Raw genomic sequence first — 23,415 nt, 5'->3', positions numbered from 1 at the left:
CATGACCTCACTGACGTTGGTCGTCCACCGTGACGCCTTTAGGCGGTGTGAACGTGAATTTATCCGGGCTGATAGCCCCATTCTGCTGGCTCTTCAGCTGATAGTCGCTGCGCTGACCATCCTGTTCAATCGCACTGAAGCGATTGATGGTGCCACCAGGCGTGACCTGGATGGTGAACTGCTTCAGATTGCCGTCGCTGTTTTTCGGCGTCAGCTCGAAGTTGTCACCCTGCTGTTTGATGTTGTACTGCTTCCAGTCGTTTGACTGGTTGCGGGCAATCAGCATAAACGGCGTGTTGCTGGTCGCATTCTGCAACAGGCTGACGGTCGCCTGCTCAACAAAGGGATTGTAGAACCACAGCGATTTGCCGTCGGATATGATGATGCTTTCGTCCGGCGCGGTCATGTGCCAGTTAAACAGGCTGGGGCGTTTTACCCACAGTTCGCCTTCCCCATCCTGAACGTTAGCTCCGCTGCTGTCGGTTACTTTTTGCGTGAAGCTGGCATGGAAGCTGCTGACCTTGTTCAGGCGCTGCTGCAGGTCACTGGAAGCATCAGCCAGAACGCTGGCTGAAGAAAAGGTGGCCAACAGGCCCAGAGCGATTACGCGTAGTTTCATCTGCTGCAATTCCTTATTTAAACGTTCCCATCGATTACTGCATTAAGCCTGGTCGCCGTTCCGCCATCAGAACAGAGGAAAAAACCGAAAGCTGATTAAGATATGGGGGTTAGCTCCCTGAAAACAATGAGCCAGTGAAAACTGGCTCATTGAATCATGTTTCAAAACATATCATTTACTACATATCGTGCGGCGGAGGCGACAGCACTTCACGGTTGCCGTTGTGTCCGGGTGCAGAGACGATGCCCTGTGCTTCCATCTGTTCAATGATACGCGCCGCGCGGTTATAGCCAATGCGGAACTGACGCTGAACGCCTGAAATTGACGCCCGCCGCTTATCGATGACAAAGCTGACGGCCTGATCAAACAGCGGATCCAGCTCCTCATCACTGTCCATTCCGCCCGCGCTTTCGCTCTCTTCGCCTGCAGTGATGCTGTCGATATATTGCGGACGACCACGGGCTTTCCAGTCCTGCACCACCGCATGCACTTCCTGGTCACGAACAAACGCACCGTGTACACGAATTGGCAGCGAGGAGTTCGGCGGCATATAAAGCATGTCACCCATGCCCAGCAGGGACTCTGCACCGCCCTGATCAAGAATGGTGCGGGAGTCGATTTTGCTGGACACGGTAAAGGCGATACGTGTTGGGATGTTGGCCTTGATCAACCCGGTGATAACATCCACAGAAGGACGCTGGGTCGCCAGCACAAGGTGAATACCGGCGGCACGGGCTTTCTGTGCCAGACGCGCAATCAGCTCTTCAACCTTTTTGCCCACGGCCATGATCAGGTCAGCAAACTCATCGACCATTACCACGATGTAAGGCAGTTTTTCCAGAACCGGCGGCGTCATATCCATGCTGTCGCCCGGCTTCCAGAACGGATCGGGAATCGGGCGACCCATCGCCTCGGCCTGCTCCACTTTTTCGTTATAACCCGCCAGGTTACGCACGCCCAGCGCCGACATCAGCTTATAGCGACGCTCCATCTCACCCACACTCCAGCGCAGCGCATTGGCCGCATCCTTCATATCCGTGACGACTTCGGTCAGCAGATGCGGAATGCCTTCATAGACCGACAGCTCCAGCATTTTCGGGTCGATCATAATGAAGCGCACTTCTTCAGGCGTTGCCTTGTAGAGCATGCTGATAATCATGGCGTTCACGCCGACAGACTTACCGGAACCGGTGGTACCGGCGACCAGCAGGTGAGGCATTTTGGCCAGATCGGCGACCACTGGCTGTCCGGCAATATCTTTACCCAGCACGACCGAGAGGGGTGACGGGTTGTCGCGGAATTTCGGGCAGTCCAGTACTTCGCGCAGGTAAACCGTCTGACGATGTTTGTTCGGCAGTTCCAGACCGACATAGGGTTTGCCAGGGATCACTTCGACCACGCGCACCGCAACGGTAGAGAGTGAGCGCGCCAGGTCACGTGACAGATTGGAGATGCGCGCCGCTTTCACGCCAGGTGCCAGATCCAGCTCAAACCGGGTGATGACCGGGCCAGGCGAGATACCGACGACTTCGGCTTTCACGCGATAATCGCCCAGGCGTGCCTCAACCAGACGGGCGGTCTGCTCCAGCGAGAACATATCTACCGGCTCTTCCTCGGCCGGAGGCGCGGTCAGCAGATCCATAGAAGGCAGTGGTGTGGACGGTTTCTCCAGCGGCTGTTCATGTCGCATCAGGAACGGGTGAATCAGGCTGTCATGCAGTGACGGCTTCGCTTCTTCAGCAGGTTCAGGCGCGGCAGCGGGTGTGCCATACGCCGGTGACGAGTAAGCGGGTGCCGCAGGTGCGCCATACGCAGACGACGCGGCAGGCTTTACAGAGGCCGGTTCAGCCGGAGCGGCTGATGCACGGTAAGCGGATTCCGCCGGAGCAGCGTAAACCGGTTCAGCCGGGGCGGCCGGTGCACGGTAAGCGGATTCCGCCGGAGCAGCGTAAGCCGGTTCAGCCGGAGCGGCTGATGCACGGTAAGCGGATTCCGCCGGAGCAGCGTAAACCGGTTCAGCCGGGGCGGCCGGTGCACGGTAAGCGGATTCCGCCGGAGCAGCGTAAGCCGGTTCAGCCGGCGCAAAGCGGGACGGTGCAGGCACCTGCGCCGCCGCCTGAGGTTCTGCAACCTCGCTTACCTGCTGCCAGGGCTCATGTGAAACCGCGGGCACTTCCGGTTCCGGCGCCGCCGCAATGGTAAACAGCGGTTCGGTCGGGCCCTCATCCACCAGATCTTTCATCGGTGAAAAATCAAACGCAGAAGCGGTATCGATATTCAGCACCGGCTCTTTCTTCCCGTCAGGCTGGTAGCGCTGCTGTTGCTGCTCGGCAAACTGACGCGCCAGCGCATCCTGCTGCTGTGCATCCTGTTCCTCTTCCTCATCCTGCTGCCAGCGGGTGCCGTAGCGCTGCTGCTGCTCAGACTGGAAAGCCTGACGCAGCTCAGCCTGCTGCTGCGCCTCTTCGGCCTCAGCCACTGACGCCTGACGCTGCGCCGGTGCCATTTCACGCTCTTCCGCTCGGGCTTTTTCTTCGGCCATGCGCTGAGACGGCAACTTGATACCGTAGGAAGCCAGTTCACGACGGGTCGGCAGTTTGACCGGATTAGGACGTGGTAATGCCGGTCCGATACCCTGTTTAACCTGCGGATTAAGCGAGGTTTCAGGCGCTAAGTCGAACACAGGCGCGGTACGCGTGGCCGATGCTGCGGCTGCTGCGGTCGCAGCAGCTGCGGCAGGCACCGCCGTTGCATCCCGCCAGTTACCCATTCTGGGCTCATCATCGTCATAAGCGCTGAACGATGGCGCGGCTGGTGCCTCGTCCGGCATTTCGAAATGATAAAGCGGCGGGGAGGCCGCCGGAGCAGATGCACTCTGTGCCGCCGGAGTAGCATAAGGCTCAGGTGTATTCTGCGCGGCTGCCGGAGCACTGTAAGCGTCAGGAGCGCTCTGCGCAGCCGCTGGGGTGTTGTAAGGCGCAGGAACGCTCTGCGCAGGGGTAGCCAACGGCTGCGACGCCGGAATGGCCGCCGCCGGTGCAACCGGCGCCGGGGCCGTATGCGCAGCAGCAGACGCAGGGGTACCCGCAGCAGCTGGTGTGGCAACGGCAGGCGTGACGCCGGCCGCTTCGACGGTGGCCGTGACGGCTGCGCTGGTTGCTGCGGCGGCTTTAGCCAGCAGCGGGTCTGGCTGTGACGGCGCGGACGCGGTACGTGGCGCAGAGAGCAGCACATCGTCGTCCTGCTCCGCCCCACTCATCTCAGGCAGATCGGCGAATTCGTGCGCATCACGATCGTCATCCTCTTCCTGCCACGGCTCATCGTGACGTGAGCGATTACTGGCAAACGTCAGCACACCCATTACTACGCCACCAATCCGTTCTGCAATGGTGAGCCATGACCAGCCGGTATAGAGCGTAATACCCGCCGCCCAGACGCAGAGCAGCATCAGCGTGCCGCCCGCCGGACTGAACCAGGGAGCGATTGCGTTACTGACCAGGCTGCCAATTACGCCGCCGGAGGCGAAGTACCAGATATCGTCGGCATTCAGCGCCGCCATACCACAGGTCGTCACCACCAGCGCAAGCACGCCAATTAAGCGCAGCCCGACAGCAAAATAGTCGAAATAGTCCTGATTGTCGCGCTGCCGGAAAGCAATCCAGCACAGCCCCAGGATAACGGGCGGAATGGCATACGCCATCACACCAAAGATGAAGAGTAAGGTGTCGGCCAGCCAGGCACCGGGGCTGCCGCCGAGATTGTGAATGGGTTCATGCCAGGCCGTCTGCGACCAGCTCGGGTCGGAAGGATTAAAACTGACCAGAGAAACCATCAGGTAGATGGCAAACAGCGCCACCAGAATGAGCATCGCTTCCAGCAGACGACGTCCACTGCTCAGCGACTGTAACGAAACGTCTTTGTCTTCTGTGTATTCCTGGCTCAAGAGGACTCTCCAGGTGCCTGTAAAGTAAGAAGCAACAGCGTCGGGCAAACCCGACGCTGATCCTGTATGAATTCACAGGAGTGTACCGAAATCTCACAGGTTTTGCACCTGCGCCGCATCAGCGGGTTTTGATCACCAGCCGGTTACTCTGTTTGACCTCTTCCATCACCACATAGGTTCGCGTGTCGTTTACGCCCGGCAGGCGCAGCAGGGTTTCACCGAGCAGCTTACGATAGGCAGACATATCAGGAACGCGGGTTTTCAGCAGGTAGTCAAAATCACCAGAAACGAGGTGACACTCTTGAGTTTCCTCAAGTTTTTGTACGGCGGCGTTAAATTGTTCAAACACATCCGGCGCACCACGATTCAGAGTAATCTCAACAAATACCAGCAGAGAGGCATCGAGATAGTGCGGGTTCAGTTGTGCGGTATAGCCAAGGATGAATCCCTGACGTTCGAGGCGGCGCACGCGCTCAAGACATGGCGTAGGCGATAAGCCTACGCGTTTGGAAAGCTCTACGTTTGAAATGCGACCATCTTTCTGAAGTTCGTTCAGAATATTCCTGTCAATTCTGTCGAGGTCTTTCCCGGGGCGTTTCTTATTGTCTACCATTATTATTGTCTCTCTTCATTCCTTCCCTTTACCTGCCACGCCCTGAAAACGCTCATTGTTCGGGGCATTTCTGAAGTGAGCTAACAGAGCCTGAGTAATAAGACTTATCGATATGACGCATGCTGTCTGTCCACATCATGCGTCATTATCCATATCAGGCTGCTTTTATCCGGCGTTACATGCAAAACAGGCGATGAAAACCTGTTTTGTGCCGATAAATGTTATTCACTTCTGATAATGTTTTCGCAAATGCGCAGGCGATTGTCAAAGTAAAATCACCAAATTCAGGACAAGATGCCAGACAGACCGCTGGGTATCTGTTTTTAAATGAATATTTTTCCGCTCATGCACCGGTTTAACCCGAGTTTTGCCCCCTTTTAGCGCATCACGCAGGCAAAACTGCCACTCATCGTCTACGCCGTTTGCAGCTATCGTTAACAAAATTGGCTAAGCCTTGTCATTGCCGCCAGATATTCCCTACAATCGCAGGCTATGTCAGCCGAATGAAACTGAGGAACGCATGAGTACGGCCAAACACAGTAAGTTACTCATTCTGGGCTCCGGCCCAGCGGGTTATACCGCAGCCGTTTATGCTGCACGCGCCAACCTGAATCCGGTGCTGATCACCGGTCTGGAAAAAGGCGGACAGCTGACCACCACTACCGAGGTAGAAAACTGGCCGGGCGACCCGCACGATCTGACAGGTCCATCGCTGATGGAACGTATGCATGAGCATGCCGAAAAATTTAATACTGAGATCATTTTTGATCATATTCATACCGTGGATCTGCAGAACCGTCCGTTCCGCCTGACGGGCGACAGCGGTGAATACACCTCGGATGCGCTGATCATCGCGACCGGTGCATCAGCGCGCTATCTGGGTCTGCCCTCTGAAGAGGCGTTTAAAGGCAAAGGCGTTTCCGCCTGTGCGACCTGCGACGGTTTCTTCTACCGTAATCAGAAAGTGGCGGTCATCGGTGGCGGCAACACGGCGGTTGAAGAGGCGCTTTACCTGGCGAACATTGCCGCCGAAGTGCATCTTATTCACCGTCGCGACAGCTTCCGCGCTGAGAAGATCCTGATTGACCGTCTGATGGAAAAAGTGCGTAACGGCAATATCGTGCTGCACACCCATCGTACGCTGGAAGAGGTGACTGGCGATCAGATGGGCGTAACCGGTCTGACGCTGCGCTCTACCCAGAACAGCGATGAGACGGAAACGCTGGATGTCGCGGGCCTCTTTGTCGCTATCGGGCACAGCCCGAACACGGCCATCTTTGAGGGCCAGCTGGCGCTGGAGAACGGGTACATCAAAGTGCAGTCAGGTCTGCACGGCAATGCCACCCAGACCAGCATTCCTGGCGTCTTCGCGGCAGGCGATGTGATGGACCATATTTACCGCCAGGCGATCACATCAGCAGGCACCGGTTGTATGGCTGCGTTAGACGCTGAGCGTTTTCTTGACGGACTGGTTAAAAACGATCAGTAAGTTGTTAACCCTCTGATCTCAAATGTTCGAGGCGACGGTTTTTCAGTCGCCTTTTTTATTGCCCTCATGCTAGATTCTTGCCTCGGAAGCGCGCGAAACGCCCTTCTCATTATCCCGTCATCGACATTTAGCATGGTCTCGCATGGACAAATCGCGGCAGCAGCACCTTACCCGCTGGCTTCGTCAGCAACGTCGTTTCGCCGGTCGCTGGTTGCGGCTCAATACGCTGCTGGGCATGGCAGGTGCCCTGCTGATTATCGCCCAGTCGGCCCTGCTGGCCTCACTCCTTCAGGCCCTGATTATCGACCGGCAACCGCGTGAAAACCTGACGTTCAGCATCATGTTGCTGCTGCTCTGCTTTGGGCTGCGCGCCCTGATTCACTATGCCCGTGAACTGACCGGATTCCGGGCCGGCCAGGCCATCCGTCAGGCGTTACGCCAGCAGGTACTGGACCGGTTAGCTCAGCTGGGCCCGGCGTGGATTCAGGGAAAGCCTGCCGGAAGCTGGGCGACGCTGCTGCTGGAGCAGATCGAAGAGATGCAGGAGTATTACGCGCGCTATCTGCCGCAGATGACCCTGGCGGCGCTGATCCCGTGCAGCATTCTTCTGACCATTTTTCCGCTCAACTGGACAGCCGGGCTGATCCTCTTTGCCACTGCCCCGCTGATTCCGCTATTCATGGCGCTGGTCGGGATGGGCGCAGCTGAAGCTAACCGCCGCAACTTTCTGGTGCTGGCCCGGCTGAGTGGTAACTTTCTCGATCGCCTGCGTGGCCGGGAAACGCTGCGACTCTTCAATCGCGCTGCAGCCGAGCAGCAGGCCGTGGCCGCGGCTACCCTCGATTTTCGTCAGCGGACGATGGAGGTGCTGCGCCTCGCCTTTCTCTCCTCTGCGGTGCTGGAGTTCTTTGCCTCACTCGCGATTGCGGTAGTGGCCGTCTACTTTGGCTTCTCCTATCTGGGCGAACTTCATTTCGGCGATTACGGCCAGGGCGTAACACTGTTTGCCGGTTTTCTGGTGCTGATCCTTGCCCCCGAATTTTTCCAGCCATTGCGCGATCTTGGCGCGTTTTATCATGCCAAAGCGCAGGCGGTCGGCGGCGCAGATGCGCTTGAAGCGTTTATGCAGGCTACGCCCGACACCGCGCCGCAGGAAGGCCAGCAACCTTTTACCGCCAGTGGCGCTGTTTCGGTGATCGCCACGGATCTCTGTGTCTGCGCCCCCGATGGCCAGGTGCTGTGCGGGCCCCTCACTTTCACTATCGCCCCGGGTGAACAGATTGCGCTGGTCGGCCAGAGCGGGGCCGGTAAAACCGCCCTGATGAACGCTCTGCTGGGTTTCCTGCCCTATCAGGGATCCCTGACGGTCAACGGCACAGAGCTGCGCGAGATACGGCGAACGGACTGGCATCAGCAGATTAGCTGGGTAGGACAGAATCCTCAGTTACCGGCCGCCACCCTGCGCGACAACATTCTGATGGGCGCCACCTGTGAGGCCGACCGTTTTGACGCGCTGCTCGACGCGTGCGGCATTACCGAGTTTCTGTCCCGTCTGCCGCAGGGCATCGACACGCCGCCAGGCGAAGGGGGCAGTCTGCTCTCCGTGGGCCAGGCGCAGCGCATCGCGGTCGCGCGCGCACTCTGTAAACCTGCCCATCTTTTACTGCTCGATGAACCTGCCGCCAGCCTCGATGCGCTGAGTGAACGTCATGTGATGGTGGCGCTGAACCAGGCCGCGACCCGTCAGACCACGCTGATGATTACCCATCAGATCGACACGCTGAGCCGCTGGCCGATCCTGTGGGTGATGGATGCGGGTAAACTGGTGCAGCAGGGAAGCTGGGCGCAACTCTCGCAACAGCCGGGTGCCTTCAGTGAGATGCTGAAGCATCGTCAACAGGAGATCCACTGATGTCCGCCCTGCATCCTTTTCTTCGTCTCTGGCAGCGGCACCCTTTTCGCCTGGCGCTGGGGCTCGTACTGGCAATTGTGACCCTGCTGGCCAGTATCAGCCTGCTGACCCTGTCCGGCTGGTTCCTTGCCGCCTCGTCCGTGGCAGGCGTCGCCGGACTTTATACTTTCAACTATATGCTGCCTGCGGCGGGCGTACGCGGAGCCGCGATCATTCGCACGGCCGCACGCTATGCCGAACGCCTGGTCAGTCATGACGCGACGTTCAGAGTCCTGCAGCATCTGCGTGTTCATACGTTTGGTCGTCTGATGGCGCTCTCACCGGGGCAGCTCTCGCTGTTCCGCCAGGCAGACCTGCTTAACCGCTTTGTGGCCGATGTCGATACGCTGGATCATCTTTATCTGCGTGTTATCTCGCCGCTGACGGGCGCTTTTTTGGTCATTGTGGTGGTAACACTCGGGCTGAGCCTGATCGCTGTTCCGCTGGCACTGACGCTGGGCGGGATCATGCTGGCCACCCTGGTGCTGATGCCTGCGCTGTTTTATCGCCTTGGCTCGCCTGCCGGTATTACCATTGCCCGTGGCCGCGCCCGCTGGCGCTTACAGCTGACGCAGTGGCTGTCGGCGCAGGCGGAACTCACGCTGTATGGCGCGTCGCAGCAGTGGCGTCGGCAGCTTGATGCGGATGAACAGCGCTGGCAGCAGGCTCAGCGCCAGCAACAGCATCTGCAGGCGACGGCGCAGAGCCTGCTGCTGCTGATCAGCGGCGTGACGGTCACCCTGCTGCTCTGGCTCAGCGCCGCCACCATCAGCGACCAGCAGCTGCCCGGTTCGCTGATTGCGCTGGTCGTATTTTGTTCACTGGCGGCCTTTGAAGCGCTGGCCCCGATCGCCGGAGCCTTTCTGCCCATGTCGCAGGTGATAGCGGCCGCTCAGCGGGTCAGTGAGGTGATTGACCAGCCTCCCGCGATCGTTTTTCCGGCAGCGTCGGCGGCGCGGCCTGGCAGCCTGACCGTCCGCATCGACCAGCTTGATTTCAGTTACCCTGGCCGTGCGGAGAAAGTGCTGAAAGGCTGTTGTCTTGAGGTGGCCGCGGGCGAGCGCATAGCCCTTCTGGGGCCAACCGGCTGCGGAAAATCTACACTGCTGGCCCTGTTAACCCGCAGCTGGGAGAGCCAGCATGGGGCGATCAGCCTTAACGACCGACCCATTGCTGACTGGTCAGAGCCTGAACTGCGCCAGCGCATCAGCGTGGTCACGCAGCGTGTTCATCTTTTCAGTCAGAGCTTGCGCGATAACCTCCTGCTGGCCTGTCCCGACGCCAGTGACGAGCGGCTTATCCGCGCCCTGAACGATGTCGGTCTGCAGCGGCTGCCTGAAAACCCCGAAGGGCTGAACGCCTGGCTGGGTGAAGGCGGCCGTCCGCTTTCAGGTGGCGAACTGCGCCGACTCGCCCTGGCGCGCGCGCTGTTGCATGATGGCGATCTCTGGCTGCTGGATGAACCAACAGAAGGTCTGGATGCCACAACCGAGCAGCATATTCTCGCGCTGCTGCAGCAGCTAACCGCAGGTAAGACCGTAATAATGGTTACCCATCGGCTCAGCGGTCTCGAACAGATGGATCGCATCTGCGTGATGGATAATGGCGACATTATTGAACAGGGCAGCCATGCCGAATTAATCTCAAAATCAGGCCGCTACTGGCGTTTCCGGCAGCGTATTGCGTTATAGTCATAGCGAAACGCTGATGAGTAACATAACGCAATGAGACTGGTACAACTGTCACGGGACTCTCTGAACTTTCCGCCACCTGAAATGGCCCTGCGCGAACCTAATGGTCTGCTGGCCATGGGGGGCGATCTCTCTCCTGCCCGGTTACTTAACGCGTATCAGCACGGCATCTTTCCCTGGTTTTCGTCCGGCGACCCGATTCTCTGGTGGTCGCCCGATCCCCGCGCGGTGCTGCTGCCTGAGCAGTTTCATCTCAGCCGCAGCATGAAACGTTTCCACCGTCAATCGCCCTATCGCGTCACGATGAATCAGTCGTTTGCCGCGGTGATCGAAGGCTGTGCCAGCGGTCGCGATGAAGGCACCTGGATCACCTTTGAGATGAAACGGGCCTGGCTGCGACTCTATGAGCTGGGCCATGCGCACTCTGTCGAGGTGTGGAATGAACAGCAGCTGGTCGGTGGCCTGTATGGACTTGCGCTGGGACAAATCTTCTGTGGCGAGTCGATGTTCAGCCGCCAGCAGAATGCCTCAAAAACCGCACTCTGGGTATTCTGCCAGCACTTCATCCGGCATCAGGGACAATTGATTGACTGCCAGGTCCTTAATTCCCATACCGCTTCACTGGGTGCACAGGAGATTTCGCGGGCTGACTATCTGCAGTATGTGCAACGCCTGGTGAACCAGCCGGTCAGCGAAGGCTGCTGGCAGACACAAACCCTTTTTTAGCCATGTTGAGATGTTTTGCACACATAAAGGCGGTTAAGTGGTATAATAGCCGGGTTTGGTATGTCGTCCGCGCTTCGCAATCCTGAGCCGGAATTGCCAGGCTGGGAATCTCAACGCACTCCCGGAACTGTTTTCAATCGTGCGCGTGTAACCGGTTGATACAGATTCTTAGCCCGCCAGTCCCCTGCAGACGCCACATAAACACCCTAATTTCACCGGATGCGCGCCATGGCGTGCACCCCAGCAAAGCGTTGGCGAAATCGCCGACGGTTCTTTACATAAATCGTTGAATTGGGCATTATCTTGCCGGTTCAACTGAAAGGTAGTACACCCAGAGGATTCGATGGCCAAAGAAGACAATATTGAAATGCAAGGTACCGTACTGGATACGTTACCTAACACCATGTTCCGCGTAGAACTTGAGAACGGACACGTGGTTACTGCTCACATCTCCGGTAAAATGCGCAAAAACTACATCCGTATCCTGACGGGTGACAAAGTGACCGTTGAGCTGACCCCGTACGACCTGAGCAAAGGCCGCATTGTCTTCCGTAGTCGCTAAACTGCAGTAATTTTATCGCCTTGCATTACGCAGCGAAAAAAAGGCCGGATAATAATCCGGCCTTTTTCATTTCTGCAGCAGGGCTTAGTGCACCGTGCCTTCCGTTTTGCGTTTTTCTGCGCTCAGGAAGTGATAGGTAAGTTCACCCTTCTCACGATCCAGTGCCACCGACACTGAGCCACCATCCACCAGCGAACCAAACAGCAGTTCATTGGCTAACGGTTTTTTCAGGCTATCCTGCACGGTGCGCGCCATCGGACGGGCACCCATCGCTTTGTCATAGCCCTTCTCAGCCAGCCAGTCACGCGCTTCATCGCTGACTTCCAGCGACACGCCTTTGGCATCCAGCTGCGCCTGCAGTTCGACAATAAACTTGTCGACCACCTGATGGATCACCTCTGGTGACAGGTGACTGAACCAGATGATGTTGTCGAGACGGTTGCGGAACTCTGGCGTAAAGATCTTTTTGATCTCTTCCATCGCGTCGCTGCTGTTGTCCTGATGAATCAGACCAATTGATTTACGTTCGGTCTCGCGCACACCGGCGTTAGTGGTCATGACCAGCACCACGTTGCGGAAGTCCGCTTTGCGACCGTTATTATCGGTCAGCATACCGTTATCCATCACCTGCAGCAGCAGGTTAAAGACATCCGGATGCGCTTTCTCGATCTCATCCAGCAGAACGACCGCGTGAGGATGCTTAATCACGGCATCGGTCAGCAGACCGCCCTGATCAAAGCCGACGTAGCCAGGAGGCGCACCAATCAGACGGCTGACGGTGTGACGCTCCATGTACTCAGACATATCGAAACGCAGCAGCTCAATACCCAGCGCTTTCGCCAGCTGCACGGTGACTTCCGTTTTACCGACACCGGTCGGACCGGCGAACAGGAAGGAACCGACCGGCTTACGATCCTGGCCCAGACCGGCGCGGCTCATCTTAATCGCTTCGGTCAGCGCCTCGATAGCATTGTCCTGACCAAACACCAGCATTTTCAGGCGATCGCCCAGATTTTTCAGCGTATCGCGGTCGGTTGCCGACACGCTCTGCTCCGGAATGCGGGCAATACGCGCCACGACCGTTTCAATGTCAGAGACGTTGATGGTTTTCTTACGCTTGCTGGCTGGCATCAGGCGCGCACGGGCACCCGCCTCATCAATCACGTCAATCGCCTTGTCGGGCAGATGACGATCGTTGATATATTTCACCGCCAGCTCAACGGCAGCACGCACTGCTTTCGCGGTGTAACGCACATCGTGATGCGCTTCGTACTTGGTTTTGAGGCCGTTCAGGATCTGTACGGTCTCTTCGACAGAAGGTTCCGTGATGTCGATCTTCTGGAAACGACGGGCCAGCGCACGATCTTTTTCGAAGATGTTGCTGAACTCCTGATAGGTGGTGGAGCCCATCACCCGGATCTTGCCCGATGAGAGCAGCGGTTTGATCAGGTTAGCCGCATCGACCTGGCCGCCTGACGCCGCACCGGCACCGATGATGGTATGGATCTCATCGATAAACAGGATGCTGTGTTCGTCCTGCTCCAGCTGCTTCAGCAGCGCTTTGAAACGTTTTTCAAAATCACCACGGTACTTGGTGCCCGCCAGCAGCGAACCGATATCCAGCGAGTAGATGGTGCACTCTTTCATCACTTCCGGAACGTCGCCCTGCTCGATACGCCAGGCGAGACCTTCTGCAATGGCAGTTTTACCTACACCTGATTCACCCACCAGCAGCGGGTTGTTTTTACGACGACGGCACAGAACCTGAATGGTACGTTCCAGCTCTTTATCGCGACCAATCAGTGGATCGATCCCACCGACGCGAGCAAGCTGATTAAGATTGGTGGTGAAGTTTTCCATACGCTCCTCCCCGCCTGCTTGCTCTTCGTTAACCGGATTTTCAGCGCCTGGCGCCTGGCCCGGCTCATCTTTGCGTGTACCGTGAGAGATAAAGTTCACCACATCAAGGCGGCTCACTTCATGTTTACGTAACAGATAAGCCGCTTGCGACTCCTGCTCGCTAAAGATGGCGACCAGCACATTCGCCCCGGTCACTTCGCTGCGACCGGATGACTGGACATGGAAAACCGCACGCTGCAGGACGCGCTGGAAGCTGAGCGTCGGTTGTGTATCGCGCTCCTCTTCACTGGCGGGCAGCACCGGTGTGGTCTGTTCGATGAAGGCTTCGAGTTCCTGCCGCAGAGCCACCATGTCCACCGTACAGGCTTCCAGTGCCTCTCTGGCCGACGGGTTACTGAGCAATGCCAGTAACAGATGCTCGACGGTCATAAACTCATGACGGTGCTCACGCGCTCTGGCGAAAGCCATATTTAAACTGAGTTCCAGTTCTTGATTGAGCATTAGGCACCTCCCCCAATTATCGCCCTTACCAGCTTCCTATATGGAGACGGGTTCAGGCTTTTTCCAGCGTACACAGCAACGGATGATGGTTTTCCCGCGCATAGTTGTTCACCTGGGCCGCTTTTGTTTCCGCGACTTCTGCAGTAAATACACCACAGATCGCTTTGCCGTGATAGTGAACTTTCAACATCAGTTGCGTTGCACGTTCAACATCATAAGAAAAGAACTTTTGTACGACGTCAATAACAAATTCCATAGGTGTATAATCGTCATTATTCAGAATGACTTTATACATTGAAGGTGGCTTTAACCCTTCACGTACTTTGTCTTCGGCCAGATGTTCAAAGTTAAGCCAGTCGTTTGTGTTTGCCATAGTGTTCCGTTGAGATTGTGCTTTAGCCTTTCTGAGGCTTCATGTTGAAAGTTTAACATGCCTGTCAAGCGGCTGATCGCTGCTGAAAATTTATTCAGAAATTTCCCTGCGCGACCTGCATCACAAAATTCGTAATAGCGTTAACCACCTCAAATTTTGATGAATTTTCCCCCACCTGGCCCGGTGGTTTGCTTGACGCCAGCGGCGCTTTCTCTACATTCTACCTGCACAGGCTGATTGAGTTTTAATCAAATGCGACTCACAGCGCTAAGACCTCACCTACTTATAAAATGTCTAGCGAGGGAAGTAAAAGCATGGAAACGGGCACAGTTAAATGGTTCAACAATTCCAAAGGCTTTGGCTTTATCTGTCCGATCGGCGGTGGCGAAGATATTTTTGCGCACTACTCCACCATCCAGATGGAGGGCTACCGAACGCTGAAGGCAGGCCAGCAGGTTCAGTTTGATGTGCATGAAGGCCCGAAAGGCAATCACGCCAGCCTCATCGTTCCGGTCGGGACGCCGCAGGCCGTTGCCTGACCGCCTGAACCCGCTCCAGACATGCCAGCCAGTGCCGCTGGCATTTTCCTGGGCGCAAGACGTTAATCTGCCTGTCCCTGCGCCAGCCCCACAACCCGATCAAACATCTGCCGCAGCAGTGCAGGAATAGCCTGCGTACCCCGTTCTGCAGCGGCGCTGGCGACGGCGATTGCCAGCTCTGGTTTCGAACTCTGATGGATGGCTTTAGTAATAATACGCCTGGAACTCATCGGTACGTTTAACGGCAGGTGCGCCATCTCATGATAGACAGCCTGAAACCCCTGATGGTAGAGAAAGTTTTCCATATCCAGAGCAGGTAGCTGCGTAAGAAAACGGGATTCAGGTTCACCCGGCTGCAGCTGCGCGCGCGCCGTACTGGCATATTTATTACCTGCCTGATCGCCATCCGTCAGGACATGCCAGGCTATGCCCATCCGCCGGGCAAATTTCAGCAGCGGCTTTAAGCCCGACTGCGCAAACTCAATCACTTTCACCCCTTCAGCCGCGAAATTGTAGCCGCACTGCTGTGCCAGCTCATGCATGATCCAGACCTCCGTTTCGCCCTCCACCAGCAACCAGCAGCGGGCAAACAGGGCGGCCGGCCGGTTTACCCGGATATGAAAGCCGATGCGACGGCTCTCTTCTGCACTCAGCCCTTCCGGCCCGATGCGCCAGGCTGCGACACGCGACGGCCCGCGCACCAGCCGGCAGACGTGCTCCACCGGTACCTGTGACAGCAGCTCGGCGGAATTGGTCGTGGCGATTTTCTGTAGCGGTAACAGTTTCAGCAGGTTCCAGGCCACTGACAGCATTATTGGATGCAGCCGGGTTTCCGGATCTTCAATCAGCAGCAGCGGCCGGGCATCGGCGGCCAGCGGCACCTCTCCCCGCGCCTCTATCAGCAGGGTAAACATCTGCAGCAGTATCAACCGGCGGCTGCGGGAATCGGTGCCGGCAATTAACTGATTCAGGTGATCCAGCGCGCGCCAGCCGTGCATGCCGTCGCGCGTGTGCGATTCCCGGTCGCGCGGCGCGTTAACGGCCTCCGGCGGCTGCACCAGAAAGTAGTGCTGCATTAGCTGCTGCATGGTTTTCAGCCCCTGCCGCAGAACGTCGTCGCTGAGCTGTTGCGGATGACGCTCCAAATCACGTGCCAGACTCTCCATGCCCGCCAGCAGTTCCGGATGCGCGGTGGTGACAGGCGGACGATTTCGCGGTCGTTTACTGAAGCGGGCGTCGCGCAGGCGCAGCACCGGATAGCGTTTCAGCAACAGCGCAATCGCCGCCGCGCAGTTCTGCTCCGTTAAGCGCTGACCCTGCGCGTCTACGAAACGGCGACGGGATTCGATGCCGCTCTCCCGCCAGGTCGCACTGACGCTGTAACAGATCCAGCGCTGGCCCTGCGCATCCTGCTGCCAGAAGGGGGAGAAGATCGCGTCCGGGTCGCGGCCATCATCCCGATAGTGAAACACCACCGACAGACGGCGCATGGCGTCGGTGATGTCACCCGGCGTGAAGTGAAAATCGTCCTGAGTAAAAACGTAGGCCGGTTCATGGGGCGAAAGCAGCAGGCTCAGGGCATCCAGCAGGCTGGATTTTCCCCAGGCGTTTTCACCAATCAGCAGAGTGGTCCGCGTTAAGGGCAGTGAGAGCTTATTGATGCCGCGAAAACCGCGAATGTCGATATGTTCCAGAATCATAGGCGTCCTTCCTCCGGTTATAAAGAGCATGGTTGCCGTCAGCCAGCCGGTCAAGCCGCAACGGGGTTTACTCCGTCACGCTTTTTCGCTAGCGTGTGGCCTCTTTCCTCCATGGATGGCCTCTGCTATGTATTCCGGACTCCTGATTATTCTGCTGCCCCTGATCGCGGGCTGGCTGTTACCCTTTCGTCAGACGGCCATGCTGCGCCGCGTCAATCAGCTGCTGGGGTGGATGGTCTATGTGATCCTGTTCTTTATGGGGATCAGCCTGGCGTTCCTCGACAACCTCGGCAGCAATCTGCTGGCGATATTTCACACTGCGCTGGTGGCGGCCTTCTGCATTCTGCTTTGTAACCTGCTGGCGCTGCGCGGTCTGGAAAAATTTGCCCCCTGGCAGCATCGTCACCGGCAGGAGAAACTGCCCTCGCGGCTCAATATGGCGCTGGACTCCCTGAAGCTCTGCGGCGTCGTGGTGATCGGTTTTCTGCTTGGCCTGACCCAGTGGCCCCTCCTGCACCATGCCGCCACAGCCAGCGAATATGCGCTGATTTTTCTGCTGTTCCTGGTGGGGATTCAGCTGCGCGGCAGCGGCATGACGCTGCGTCAGATCATCCTCAACCGCCGGGGCATGCTGGTCGCCAGCGTCGTGCTGATTAGTGCGCTTATCGGCGGCGTGATGGCGGCGCTGCTGCTGGGCATGCCGGTGAAAACCGGTCTGGCCTTATCCAGCGGCTTTGGCTGGTACTCGCTCTCCGGGATCCTGATGACCGAGGCCTTTGGCCCCGTCACCGGCAGCGCCGCCTTCTTTAACGATCTGATTCGTGAACTGGTGGCGATCATGCTGATTCCGGCGCTGATTGGCCGTCATCGCTCCAGCGCGCTGGGCCTGTGCGGTGCCACCTCCATGGACTTTACCCTGCCCGTGCTGCAGCGGGCAGGCGGCAATGAGATTGTCCCGGCCGCCATCGTACATGGCTTTGTGATGAGCCTGCTGGCACCGATTCTTATCGCCCTCTTTTCTGCCTGACCCAGGACGCGCCCGTCCGTGGCGGCCGGCCCCACTCCGGACGCCGCGTGAAAATAAGGCGCGTTATCGTGCGGTCAGGATCAGCCGTTCCGCGCTGATCCGCCTCCCTTCGCCGTCAAATGGCGGACCGCCAGCCGCGCCTGTGGCTATCCGCCCTCTTCACGCCGTGGCCCTGCCAGCGCATTTTTTCACGCCTGCTTTTCTGCCGTGTCGTCTACGCTTCTTTTTTCAGTTCTGGTCACGTCACGTTGCCGGACGGATCGATAAAGGAGAAGCGCATGAAACAAACCGTGGCGGCACTGGTCGCTAAAACGCTGGAAAGCGCAGGCGTAAAACGCATCTGGGGCGTCACCGGAGACTCCCTGAACGGCCTGAGCGACAGCCTGAATCGCATGGGTACCATCGAGTGGATGCCCACCCGTCATGAAGAGGTCGCTGCCTTTGCAGCCGGTGCGGAAGCGCACATCAGCGGAGAACTGGCGGTCTGTGCCGGTTCCTGCGGACCGGGTAACCTGCATCTGATCAACGGTTTGTTCGACTGCCACCGTAACCGCGTGCCGGTTCTGGCGATTGCGGCACACATTCCCTCCAGCGAAATCGGCAGCGGCTATTTCCAGGAAACGCATCCGCAGGAGCTGTTCCGCGAATGCAGCCACTACTGCGAACTGGTGTCTAATCCGGAGCAGCTACCGCAGGTACTGGGCATTGCGATGCGAAAGGCGATCCTGAATCGCGGGGTCTCTGTGGTGGTATTGCCGGGGGATATCGCCCTGCAGCCAGCACCGGAAAGCGCCCGCGCAGAATGGTATCCACCGCAGTTGCCGCAGGTCCTGCCCCAGCCCGCCGAACTGGCGCAGCTGGCGCAAACGCTGAATGAAGCCTCAGAGATTACACTTCTGTGCGGCAGCGGCTGTGCCGGGGCGCATCAGGAAGTTGTCGCTCTTGCGGAGGCGCTGAAGGCACCGATAGTTCATGCGTTGCGCGGGAAAGAGCATATTGAATATGACAATCCGTATGACGTTGGCATGACCGGCCTGATCGGTTTCTCATCTGGCTTCCACGCTATGATGAACGCTGGCACGCTGGTGTTGCTGGGCACCCAGTTTCCCTATCGCGCCTTCTACCCGGAAAAAGCCCGGATTATCCAGATCGATATTAATCCCGGCAGCCTGGGCTCTCACTGCCACGTCGACCAGGCCTATGTGGGCGATGTAAAAAGCACGCTGCAGGCGCTGCTCCCTCAATTAACGCCGAAAAGCGACAGCCGCCATCTCGACAGCGCGGTGAAGCACTATGGCGAGGCGCGTAAGAGTCTGGACGAGCTGGCGCAGCCTAACGATAAGCAGGCGATTCATCCGCAATATCTGGCCCAGCAGATCAGCCGCTACGCCAGCGACGATGCTATTTTTACCTGCGATGTCGGCACCCCGACCGTCTGGGCGGCGCGCTATCTGAAGATGAACGGCAGACGTCGCCTGCTGGGTTCGTTTAATCACGGTTCGATGGCGAATGCGATGCCGCAGGCACTGGGCGCGCAGTCGATTGATCGCCATCGTCAGGTCGTCGCACTGTGCGGTGATGGCGGCTTCAGCATGCTGATGGGCGATTTTATCTCGCTGGCGCAGCTGAAAATGCCGGTGAAAATCGTGATCTTCAACAACAGCGTGCTGGGATTCGTGGCGATGGAGATGAAGGCGGGCGGCTATCTGACCGACGGCACGGCGCTGAATAATCCCGATTTCGCCGCTATTGCTGAAGCCTGTGGCATCCGCGGGATCCGTGTGGAAAAGGCCTCAGATCTCAATGGCGCGCTGGAAGCAGCCTTTGCTCATGACGGCCCGGTGCTGGTGGATGTGATCACCGCCAAAGAGGAGCTGGCGATGCCGCCGCAGATCAAGCTGGAGCAGGCTAAAGGCTTCAGCCTCTATATGCTGCGCGCCATTATGAATGGTCGCGGTGACGAGGTGGTAGAACTGGCGAAAACCAACTGGCTGCGGTAAAACAGAAAGGCCATCAGGGCGGGCGCGAGGCCCGCCTTTTTTTCCGCCACGTTCAGGAGCATAAGGTGATCGATTTACGCAGTGATACCGTGACCCGGCCAAGCGCCGCCATGTTAAGCGCGATGATGTCTGCCGAAACCGGGGATGACGTCTATCGTGACGACCCTACCGTGAATGCCCTCGAAGCGGAAGCGGCGCGGCTGAGCGGCAAAGCTGCCGCACTCTTTTTCCGACCGGCACCCAGGCCAACCTGGTGGCGCTGCTGAGTCACTGCGAACGTGGCGATGAATATATCGTGGGCCAGCAGGCGCACAACTACAAATATGAGGCGGGCGGTGCGGCGGTGCTGGGCAGCATTCAGCCACAGCCTGTGCTGGCCGCGGAGGATGGCACACTGCCGCTTGACGTGGTGGCGGCCGCCATCAAGCCGGACGATATTCACTTTGCCCGCACCCGTCTGCTGAGCCTCGAAAACACCCATCACGGCAAAGTCCTGCCGCTGGACTATCTGGAGCAGGCCTGGGCCTTCACCCGCCAGCATCAGCTGGCATTGCATATCGATGGCGCCCGCATTTTCAACGCGGTGGTTGCCCAGCAGACCACGCTGGCGGCGATCGCACGCTACTGTGACACCCTCACCATCTGTCTCTCAAAGGGGCTCGGCACGCCGGTGGGCTCCCTGCTGTGTGGCGACGCGGCGCTGATCGCACGCGCCCGTCGCTGGCGCAAAATGACCGGCGGCGGCATGCGCCAGGTGGGTATTTTAGCGGCGGCCGGTCTCTACGCGTTAAAGCATAACGTGGCGCGCCTGCAGGAGGATCATGACAATGCCGCCTGGCTGGGCGAGCAGTTACAGACGCTGGGCGTCAGCGTTGTTGATCAGCAGACCAATATGCTGTTTGTGGCGGTGCCGGAAGAGCAGGTCAGCGCCCTGGGAGACTGGATGAGGGCGCACGGCGTATTAATCAGTGTCGGCACCCGTACCCGGCTGGTCACCCATCTGGATGCGGACCGGGCGGCGCTGACACAGGTTGTCGCCCACTGGAAGGCTTTCCTGCAACAGCGCTAACCGCGCTACTCCGCCGCGCCATACTTCTCCAGCAGCGCGGCGGCGATCGCGGCGGTTTCAGCGTCCGGCAGACCGCGATAATCTGCAGGCCGGAAATGCATCTGAAACGCGGCGATCACCTTCTGCGCTTCCCGGGCGCTCATCCCTGCGGAAACCGGATAGCCATAGCGTTGCAGACGCGCCAGTACGGATTCAGCAGGCACCGCGGCATGCGGATCCTGTCCGGCCAGATAAAAGGCGACCCGACTGGCGTCGGGCCAGGCACCGATGCCTTGCTGCGCCAGCTGCTGCCAGGGAAACAGCGGACCGGGATCCTGCTTACGCTGCGGCGCAATATCACTGTGACCGACAATGTTTTCCGCTGTGATGCCGTAGCGCTGCGTAATGTCGCGCAGCAGCGCCTCCAGCACGGCGATCTGCGCGTCAGTAAACGGCTGCCATTTGAGGCCTGTCAGGGTCCGGCGATAGCCCCGGTTAACCAGCTCAATGCCAATCGAGGTGTCATTGATGCGTGTGGCCCCGCGCCAGAAGCTGGGACCCGCATGCCATGCGAGCTGCTGCTCCGGTACCAGCTGCCACAGGATCCCCTTTCCGGCGCGTTGCGGCGGCTGACGCGGAATCAGATAGTGGGCGCTGACCTCACGATCGGTGAGAGTCGCCAGCGATGAGGAAAAATCCTCGGCGGTGTAGTGAACCACAATCACTTTCACCCGCGGCCGCGCGCCCTGGGCCGGATGACGCTTGTCGGCCCAGTAGCCCTCACGGGGTTCAATTCCGGCATGGCATCCCGCCAGCAGCAGTGCCAGCACCAGCAGCAGGCCACGTTTCACCGGATAATGACCGCCGTTCCGGTGACGCTGACCATCAGCATGCTGCTCTCTTTGCCAACCGTTTCGTAGTCAATATCGATACCGACTACTGCGTTTGCGCCCAGCGATTTAGCCTGCTGCTCCAGCTCCTCAAAAGCGATCTCCCGCGCTTTGCGCAGCTCTTTCTCATAGGCGCCGGAACGGCCGCCGACCACGTCGCGGATGCCCGCGAAGAAATCGCGGAAGATGTTGGCTCCCAGAATCGCTTCACCGGTGACCACACCGCAGTATTCGCTGATGCTGTGACCTTCCAGTGTGGGGGTTGTTGAAAATTTCATCGTATTCTCCTCGTTGAAAACCGGACCAGGGCTCTTTCGACTAAAAAGCACAACTATACTCTATGCTAAAAAGGGCACCTTGCCAGAGAACCATAAGGAAATCGAGATGAGAAACAATGCGTTTGCGCTCCTGCTCCCAGCGGCGCTGCTGCTCAGCGCCTGTACCACCGTTGAGCCCGTGACAAAGGATAATGGCCCGCGTACCGCACCCTGTATCGAAGGCGGTCCTGACCAGGTGGCCCAGCAATTTTACGATTTGCGTATCGCGCAGCCTGTTCAGGGGCTGCCCGACAGCAACACGCTGGCAAAATATCGCCCTTACCTGAGTGATGCGCTTTATCACTCGTTGCAGGCGGCCAGCAGCAGCGGTGCAGGCACTCAGTGGCGTAGCAACGATCTCTTTTCCAGTCTCTCTCAGGGTCCGACGGCGGCCAGCGTTGCTGACGCTTCCACCATCCCAAACCGCGACGCGCGCAATATTCCGTTGCGGGTCGATCTGAGCCGCGGCGATAAAAAGTGGCAGGATGAGGTCCTGATGATCCATCAGGGCAGCTGCTGGGTCGTGAATGACGTGCGCTACATGGCAAACCCTGCGCATACGCCCGGTGGCAGCCTGAGCCAGGTCCTTGAGCAGGCAAAAAAATAATCCTGTTATTGTAAAGCAGAGAAGCGCAGTTGCCGCCCGGCACTGCGCTTTTTTGTTTCTGTCCTCCCCCTGTGCCCCGTCACAGCGCCAGACGGCGCACGATATTGTGCTAAACTTTGCGTGCTCAGGCCTGTTTTACAAAATTTAACCCACCTTATTTGCATAACTATTCTGGTGACGTTAAAATCCGCGATACTAATAGCTATTCAAATCTGGCGCATGAGTATTCAACTAAACGCAATAAACTGCTTCTACGGTGCTCATCAGGCGCTGTTCGACATCAATCTTGAATGTCCGCAAGGCGAAACCCTTGTGCTGCTGGGTCCCAGCGGTGCCGGGAAAAGCTCTCTGCTGCGGGTGCTTAACCTGCTGGAGCAGCCCCGTTCAGGTCAGTTGCAGATTGCCGGCAATCAGTTTGATTTCAGCCAGAAGCCTTCTGACGCCGCGATCCGCGAACTGCGGCAGAATGTCGGTATGGTGTTTCAGCAATACAATCTCTGGCCGCATCTCACCGTGCTGCAGAATCTGATGGAAGCGCCCTGCCGGGTATTAGGTCTCAGTAAAAGTGAGGCCCGCGCCCGTGCCGACAAGCTGCTCGATCGTCTGCGCCTGACCCCTTACAGCGACCGGTTTCCGCTGCACCTTTCAGGTGGTCAGCAACAGCGTGTGGCCATTGCCCGCGCGCTGATGATGGAGCCACAGGTGTTGCTTTTCGATGAGCCAACCGCCGCGCTGGATCCGGAAATTACCGCACAGATTGTCAGTATCATTCGCGAGCTGGCACAGACCCGTATTACCCAGGTGATTGTGACCCATGAAGTGGAAGTGGCCCGTAAAACGGCCAGCCGCGTCGTCTATATGGAGAATGGTCATATTGTGGAACAGGGCGATGCCAGCCGTTTTACACAGCCGCAAACCGAAGCGTTTGCTCACTATCTTTCGCACTAAGTCAGGATGCT

18 protein-coding genes and 1 pseudogene are annotated in these 23,415 nt (G+C 58.0%); 11 read left to right on the top strand and 8 right to left on the bottom strand.

The window, feature by feature from the left end; all coding sequences use genetic code 11:
- Window positions 1-7: 7 nt before the first annotated feature.
- The 3 genes from lolA to lrp form a co-directional block, all read right to left on the bottom strand.
- Entirely contained in the window at window positions 8-619 is a 612-nt protein-coding gene (gene lolA / locus ACLHDD_RS03740; RefSeq protein ID WP_031376650.1) for an outer membrane lipoprotein chaperone LolA, read from the bottom strand.
- 178 nt (window positions 620-797) lie between these two features.
- On the bottom strand, window positions 798-4,562 hold the full coding sequence (locus tag ACLHDD_RS03735; protein ID WP_427102992.1) for a DNA translocase FtsK 4TM domain-containing protein: 3,765 nt from the start codon (window positions 4,560-4,562) through the stop codon (window positions 798-800).
- Between the two features lie 118 nt (window positions 4,563-4,680).
- On the bottom strand, window positions 4,681-5,175 hold the full coding sequence (gene lrp / locus ACLHDD_RS03730; protein ID WP_006118610.1) for a leucine-responsive transcriptional regulator Lrp: 495 nt from the start codon (window positions 5,173-5,175) through the stop codon (window positions 4,681-4,683).
- A gap of 520 nt (window positions 5,176-5,695) precedes the next feature.
- On the opposite strand from lrp, the gene trxB reads away from it, so the two are divergent.
- From trxB to infA, 5 genes are all read left to right on the top strand, one after another.
- Window positions 5,696-6,664, top strand: a complete 969-nt coding sequence (gene trxB, locus ACLHDD_RS03725; RefSeq protein ID WP_427102991.1) for a thioredoxin-disulfide reductase — start codon at window positions 5,696-5,698, stop codon at window positions 6,662-6,664.
- A gap of 142 nt (window positions 6,665-6,806) precedes the next feature.
- Complete coding sequence (cydD, locus tag ACLHDD_RS03720; RefSeq protein WP_427102990.1) at window positions 6,807-8,576, top strand: heme ABC transporter permease/ATP-binding protein CydD; 1,770 nt, start codon at window positions 6,807-6,809, stop codon at window positions 8,574-8,576.
- Window positions 8,576-10,306 (top strand): heme ABC transporter ATP-binding protein/permease CydC, encoded by a 1,731-nt coding sequence (cydC, locus tag ACLHDD_RS03715; protein ID WP_427102989.1) that lies wholly within the window; start codon window positions 8,576-8,578, stop codon window positions 10,304-10,306. The genes cydD and cydC overlap by 1 nt, the downstream gene beginning before the upstream one ends.
- Before the next feature lie 33 nt (window positions 10,307-10,339).
- The gene (aat, locus tag ACLHDD_RS03710) at window positions 10,340-11,032 is read left to right on the top strand and encodes a leucyl/phenylalanyl-tRNA--protein transferase (RefSeq protein ID WP_427102988.1); all 693 of its coding nucleotides are present in this window, start codon (window positions 10,340-10,342) and stop codon (window positions 11,030-11,032) included.
- A gap of 343 nt (window positions 11,033-11,375) precedes the next feature.
- Window positions 11,376-11,594 (top strand): translation initiation factor IF-1, encoded by a 219-nt coding sequence (gene infA / locus ACLHDD_RS03705; RefSeq protein ID WP_002211347.1) that lies wholly within the window; start codon window positions 11,376-11,378, stop codon window positions 11,592-11,594.
- 84 nt (window positions 11,595-11,678) lie between these two features.
- Here infA and clpA read toward each other — a convergent pair whose 3' ends face one another.
- Entirely contained in the window at window positions 11,679-13,955 is a 2,277-nt protein-coding gene (gene clpA, locus ACLHDD_RS03700; RefSeq protein WP_427102987.1) for an ATP-dependent Clp protease ATP-binding subunit ClpA, read from the bottom strand.
- Window positions 13,956-14,007: 52 nt separating this feature from the next.
- The gene (clpS, locus tag ACLHDD_RS03695) at window positions 14,008-14,328 is read right to left on the bottom strand and encodes an ATP-dependent Clp protease adapter ClpS (protein ID WP_003849318.1); all 321 of its coding nucleotides are present in this window, start codon (window positions 14,326-14,328) and stop codon (window positions 14,008-14,010) included.
- A gap of 314 nt (window positions 14,329-14,642) precedes the next feature.
- Between clpS and cspD the strand changes: the two genes are divergently transcribed.
- A complete protein-coding gene (gene cspD / locus ACLHDD_RS03690) occupies window positions 14,643-14,867 on the top strand; it encodes a cold shock-like protein CspD (protein WP_427102986.1) in 225 nt (74 codons plus the stop codon).
- Between the two features lie 62 nt (window positions 14,868-14,929).
- On the opposite strand, the gene ACLHDD_RS03685 is transcribed toward cspD, so the two are convergent.
- Window positions 14,930-16,567: a DUF2813 domain-containing protein gene (locus tag ACLHDD_RS03685; protein WP_427102985.1), complete on the bottom strand. Its 1,638-nt coding sequence runs from the start codon at window positions 16,565-16,567 to the stop codon at window positions 14,930-14,932.
- Between the two features lie 127 nt (window positions 16,568-16,694).
- Here ACLHDD_RS03685 and ACLHDD_RS03680 point away from each other — a divergent pair, with 127 nt between their 5' ends.
- The 3 genes and pseudogenes from ACLHDD_RS03680 to ltaE all read left to right on the top strand — a co-directional run bounded on the left by ACLHDD_RS03680 (window position 16,695) and on the right by ltaE (window position 20,663).
- Window positions 16,695-17,594: a lysine exporter LysO family protein gene (locus tag ACLHDD_RS03680; protein WP_427102984.1), complete on the top strand. Its 900-nt coding sequence runs from the start codon at window positions 16,695-16,697 to the stop codon at window positions 17,592-17,594.
- A gap of 278 nt (window positions 17,595-17,872) precedes the next feature.
- Window positions 17,873-19,594 (top strand): ubiquinone-dependent pyruvate dehydrogenase, encoded by a 1,722-nt coding sequence (poxB, locus tag ACLHDD_RS03675; RefSeq protein WP_427102983.1) that lies wholly within the window; start codon window positions 17,873-17,875, stop codon window positions 19,592-19,594.
- Window positions 19,595-19,659: 65 nt separating this feature from the next.
- Window positions 19,660-20,663: pseudogene (ltaE, locus tag ACLHDD_RS03670) on the top strand (low-specificity L-threonine aldolase).
- A gap of 5 nt (window positions 20,664-20,668) precedes the next feature.
- Here ltaE and ACLHDD_RS03665 read toward each other — a convergent pair.
- Together ACLHDD_RS03665 and ACLHDD_RS03660 are read right to left on the bottom strand one after the other, a co-directional pair.
- The gene (locus ACLHDD_RS03665; RefSeq protein WP_427102982.1) at window positions 20,669-21,493 is read right to left on the bottom strand and encodes an N-acetylmuramoyl-L-alanine amidase; all 825 of its coding nucleotides are present in this window, start codon (window positions 21,491-21,493) and stop codon (window positions 20,669-20,671) included.
- Window positions 21,490-21,810: a heavy metal-binding domain-containing protein gene (locus ACLHDD_RS03660; RefSeq protein ID WP_128085259.1), complete on the bottom strand. Its 321-nt coding sequence runs from the start codon at window positions 21,808-21,810 to the stop codon at window positions 21,490-21,492. Before ACLHDD_RS03660 ends, ACLHDD_RS03665 begins: the two co-directional genes overlap by 4 nt.
- A gap of 106 nt (window positions 21,811-21,916) precedes the next feature.
- Between ACLHDD_RS03660 and ACLHDD_RS03655 the strand changes: the two genes are divergently transcribed.
- Both ACLHDD_RS03655 and artP read left to right on the top strand, forming a co-directional pair.
- On the top strand, window positions 21,917-22,456 hold the full coding sequence (locus tag ACLHDD_RS03655) for a lipoprotein (RefSeq protein ID WP_427102981.1): 540 nt from the start codon (window positions 21,917-21,919) through the stop codon (window positions 22,454-22,456).
- A 219-nt stretch (window positions 22,457-22,675) separates the two neighbouring features.
- Window positions 22,676-23,404 carry an arginine ABC transporter ATP-binding protein ArtP gene (artP, locus tag ACLHDD_RS03650; RefSeq protein WP_313652530.1) on the top strand — a complete coding sequence of 243 codons (729 nt, stop codon included), beginning with the start codon at window positions 22,676-22,678 and terminating at the stop codon, window positions 23,402-23,404.
- Window positions 23,405-23,415 lie beyond the last annotated feature (11 nt).

This window comes from Pantoea sp. NSTU24 (assembly GCF_050157905.1).
In the GTDB taxonomy this organism is placed as follows: domain Bacteria; phylum Pseudomonadota; class Gammaproteobacteria; order Enterobacterales; family Enterobacteriaceae; genus Pantoea.
This window is presented reverse-complemented; position numbering and strand designations above follow the sequence as displayed.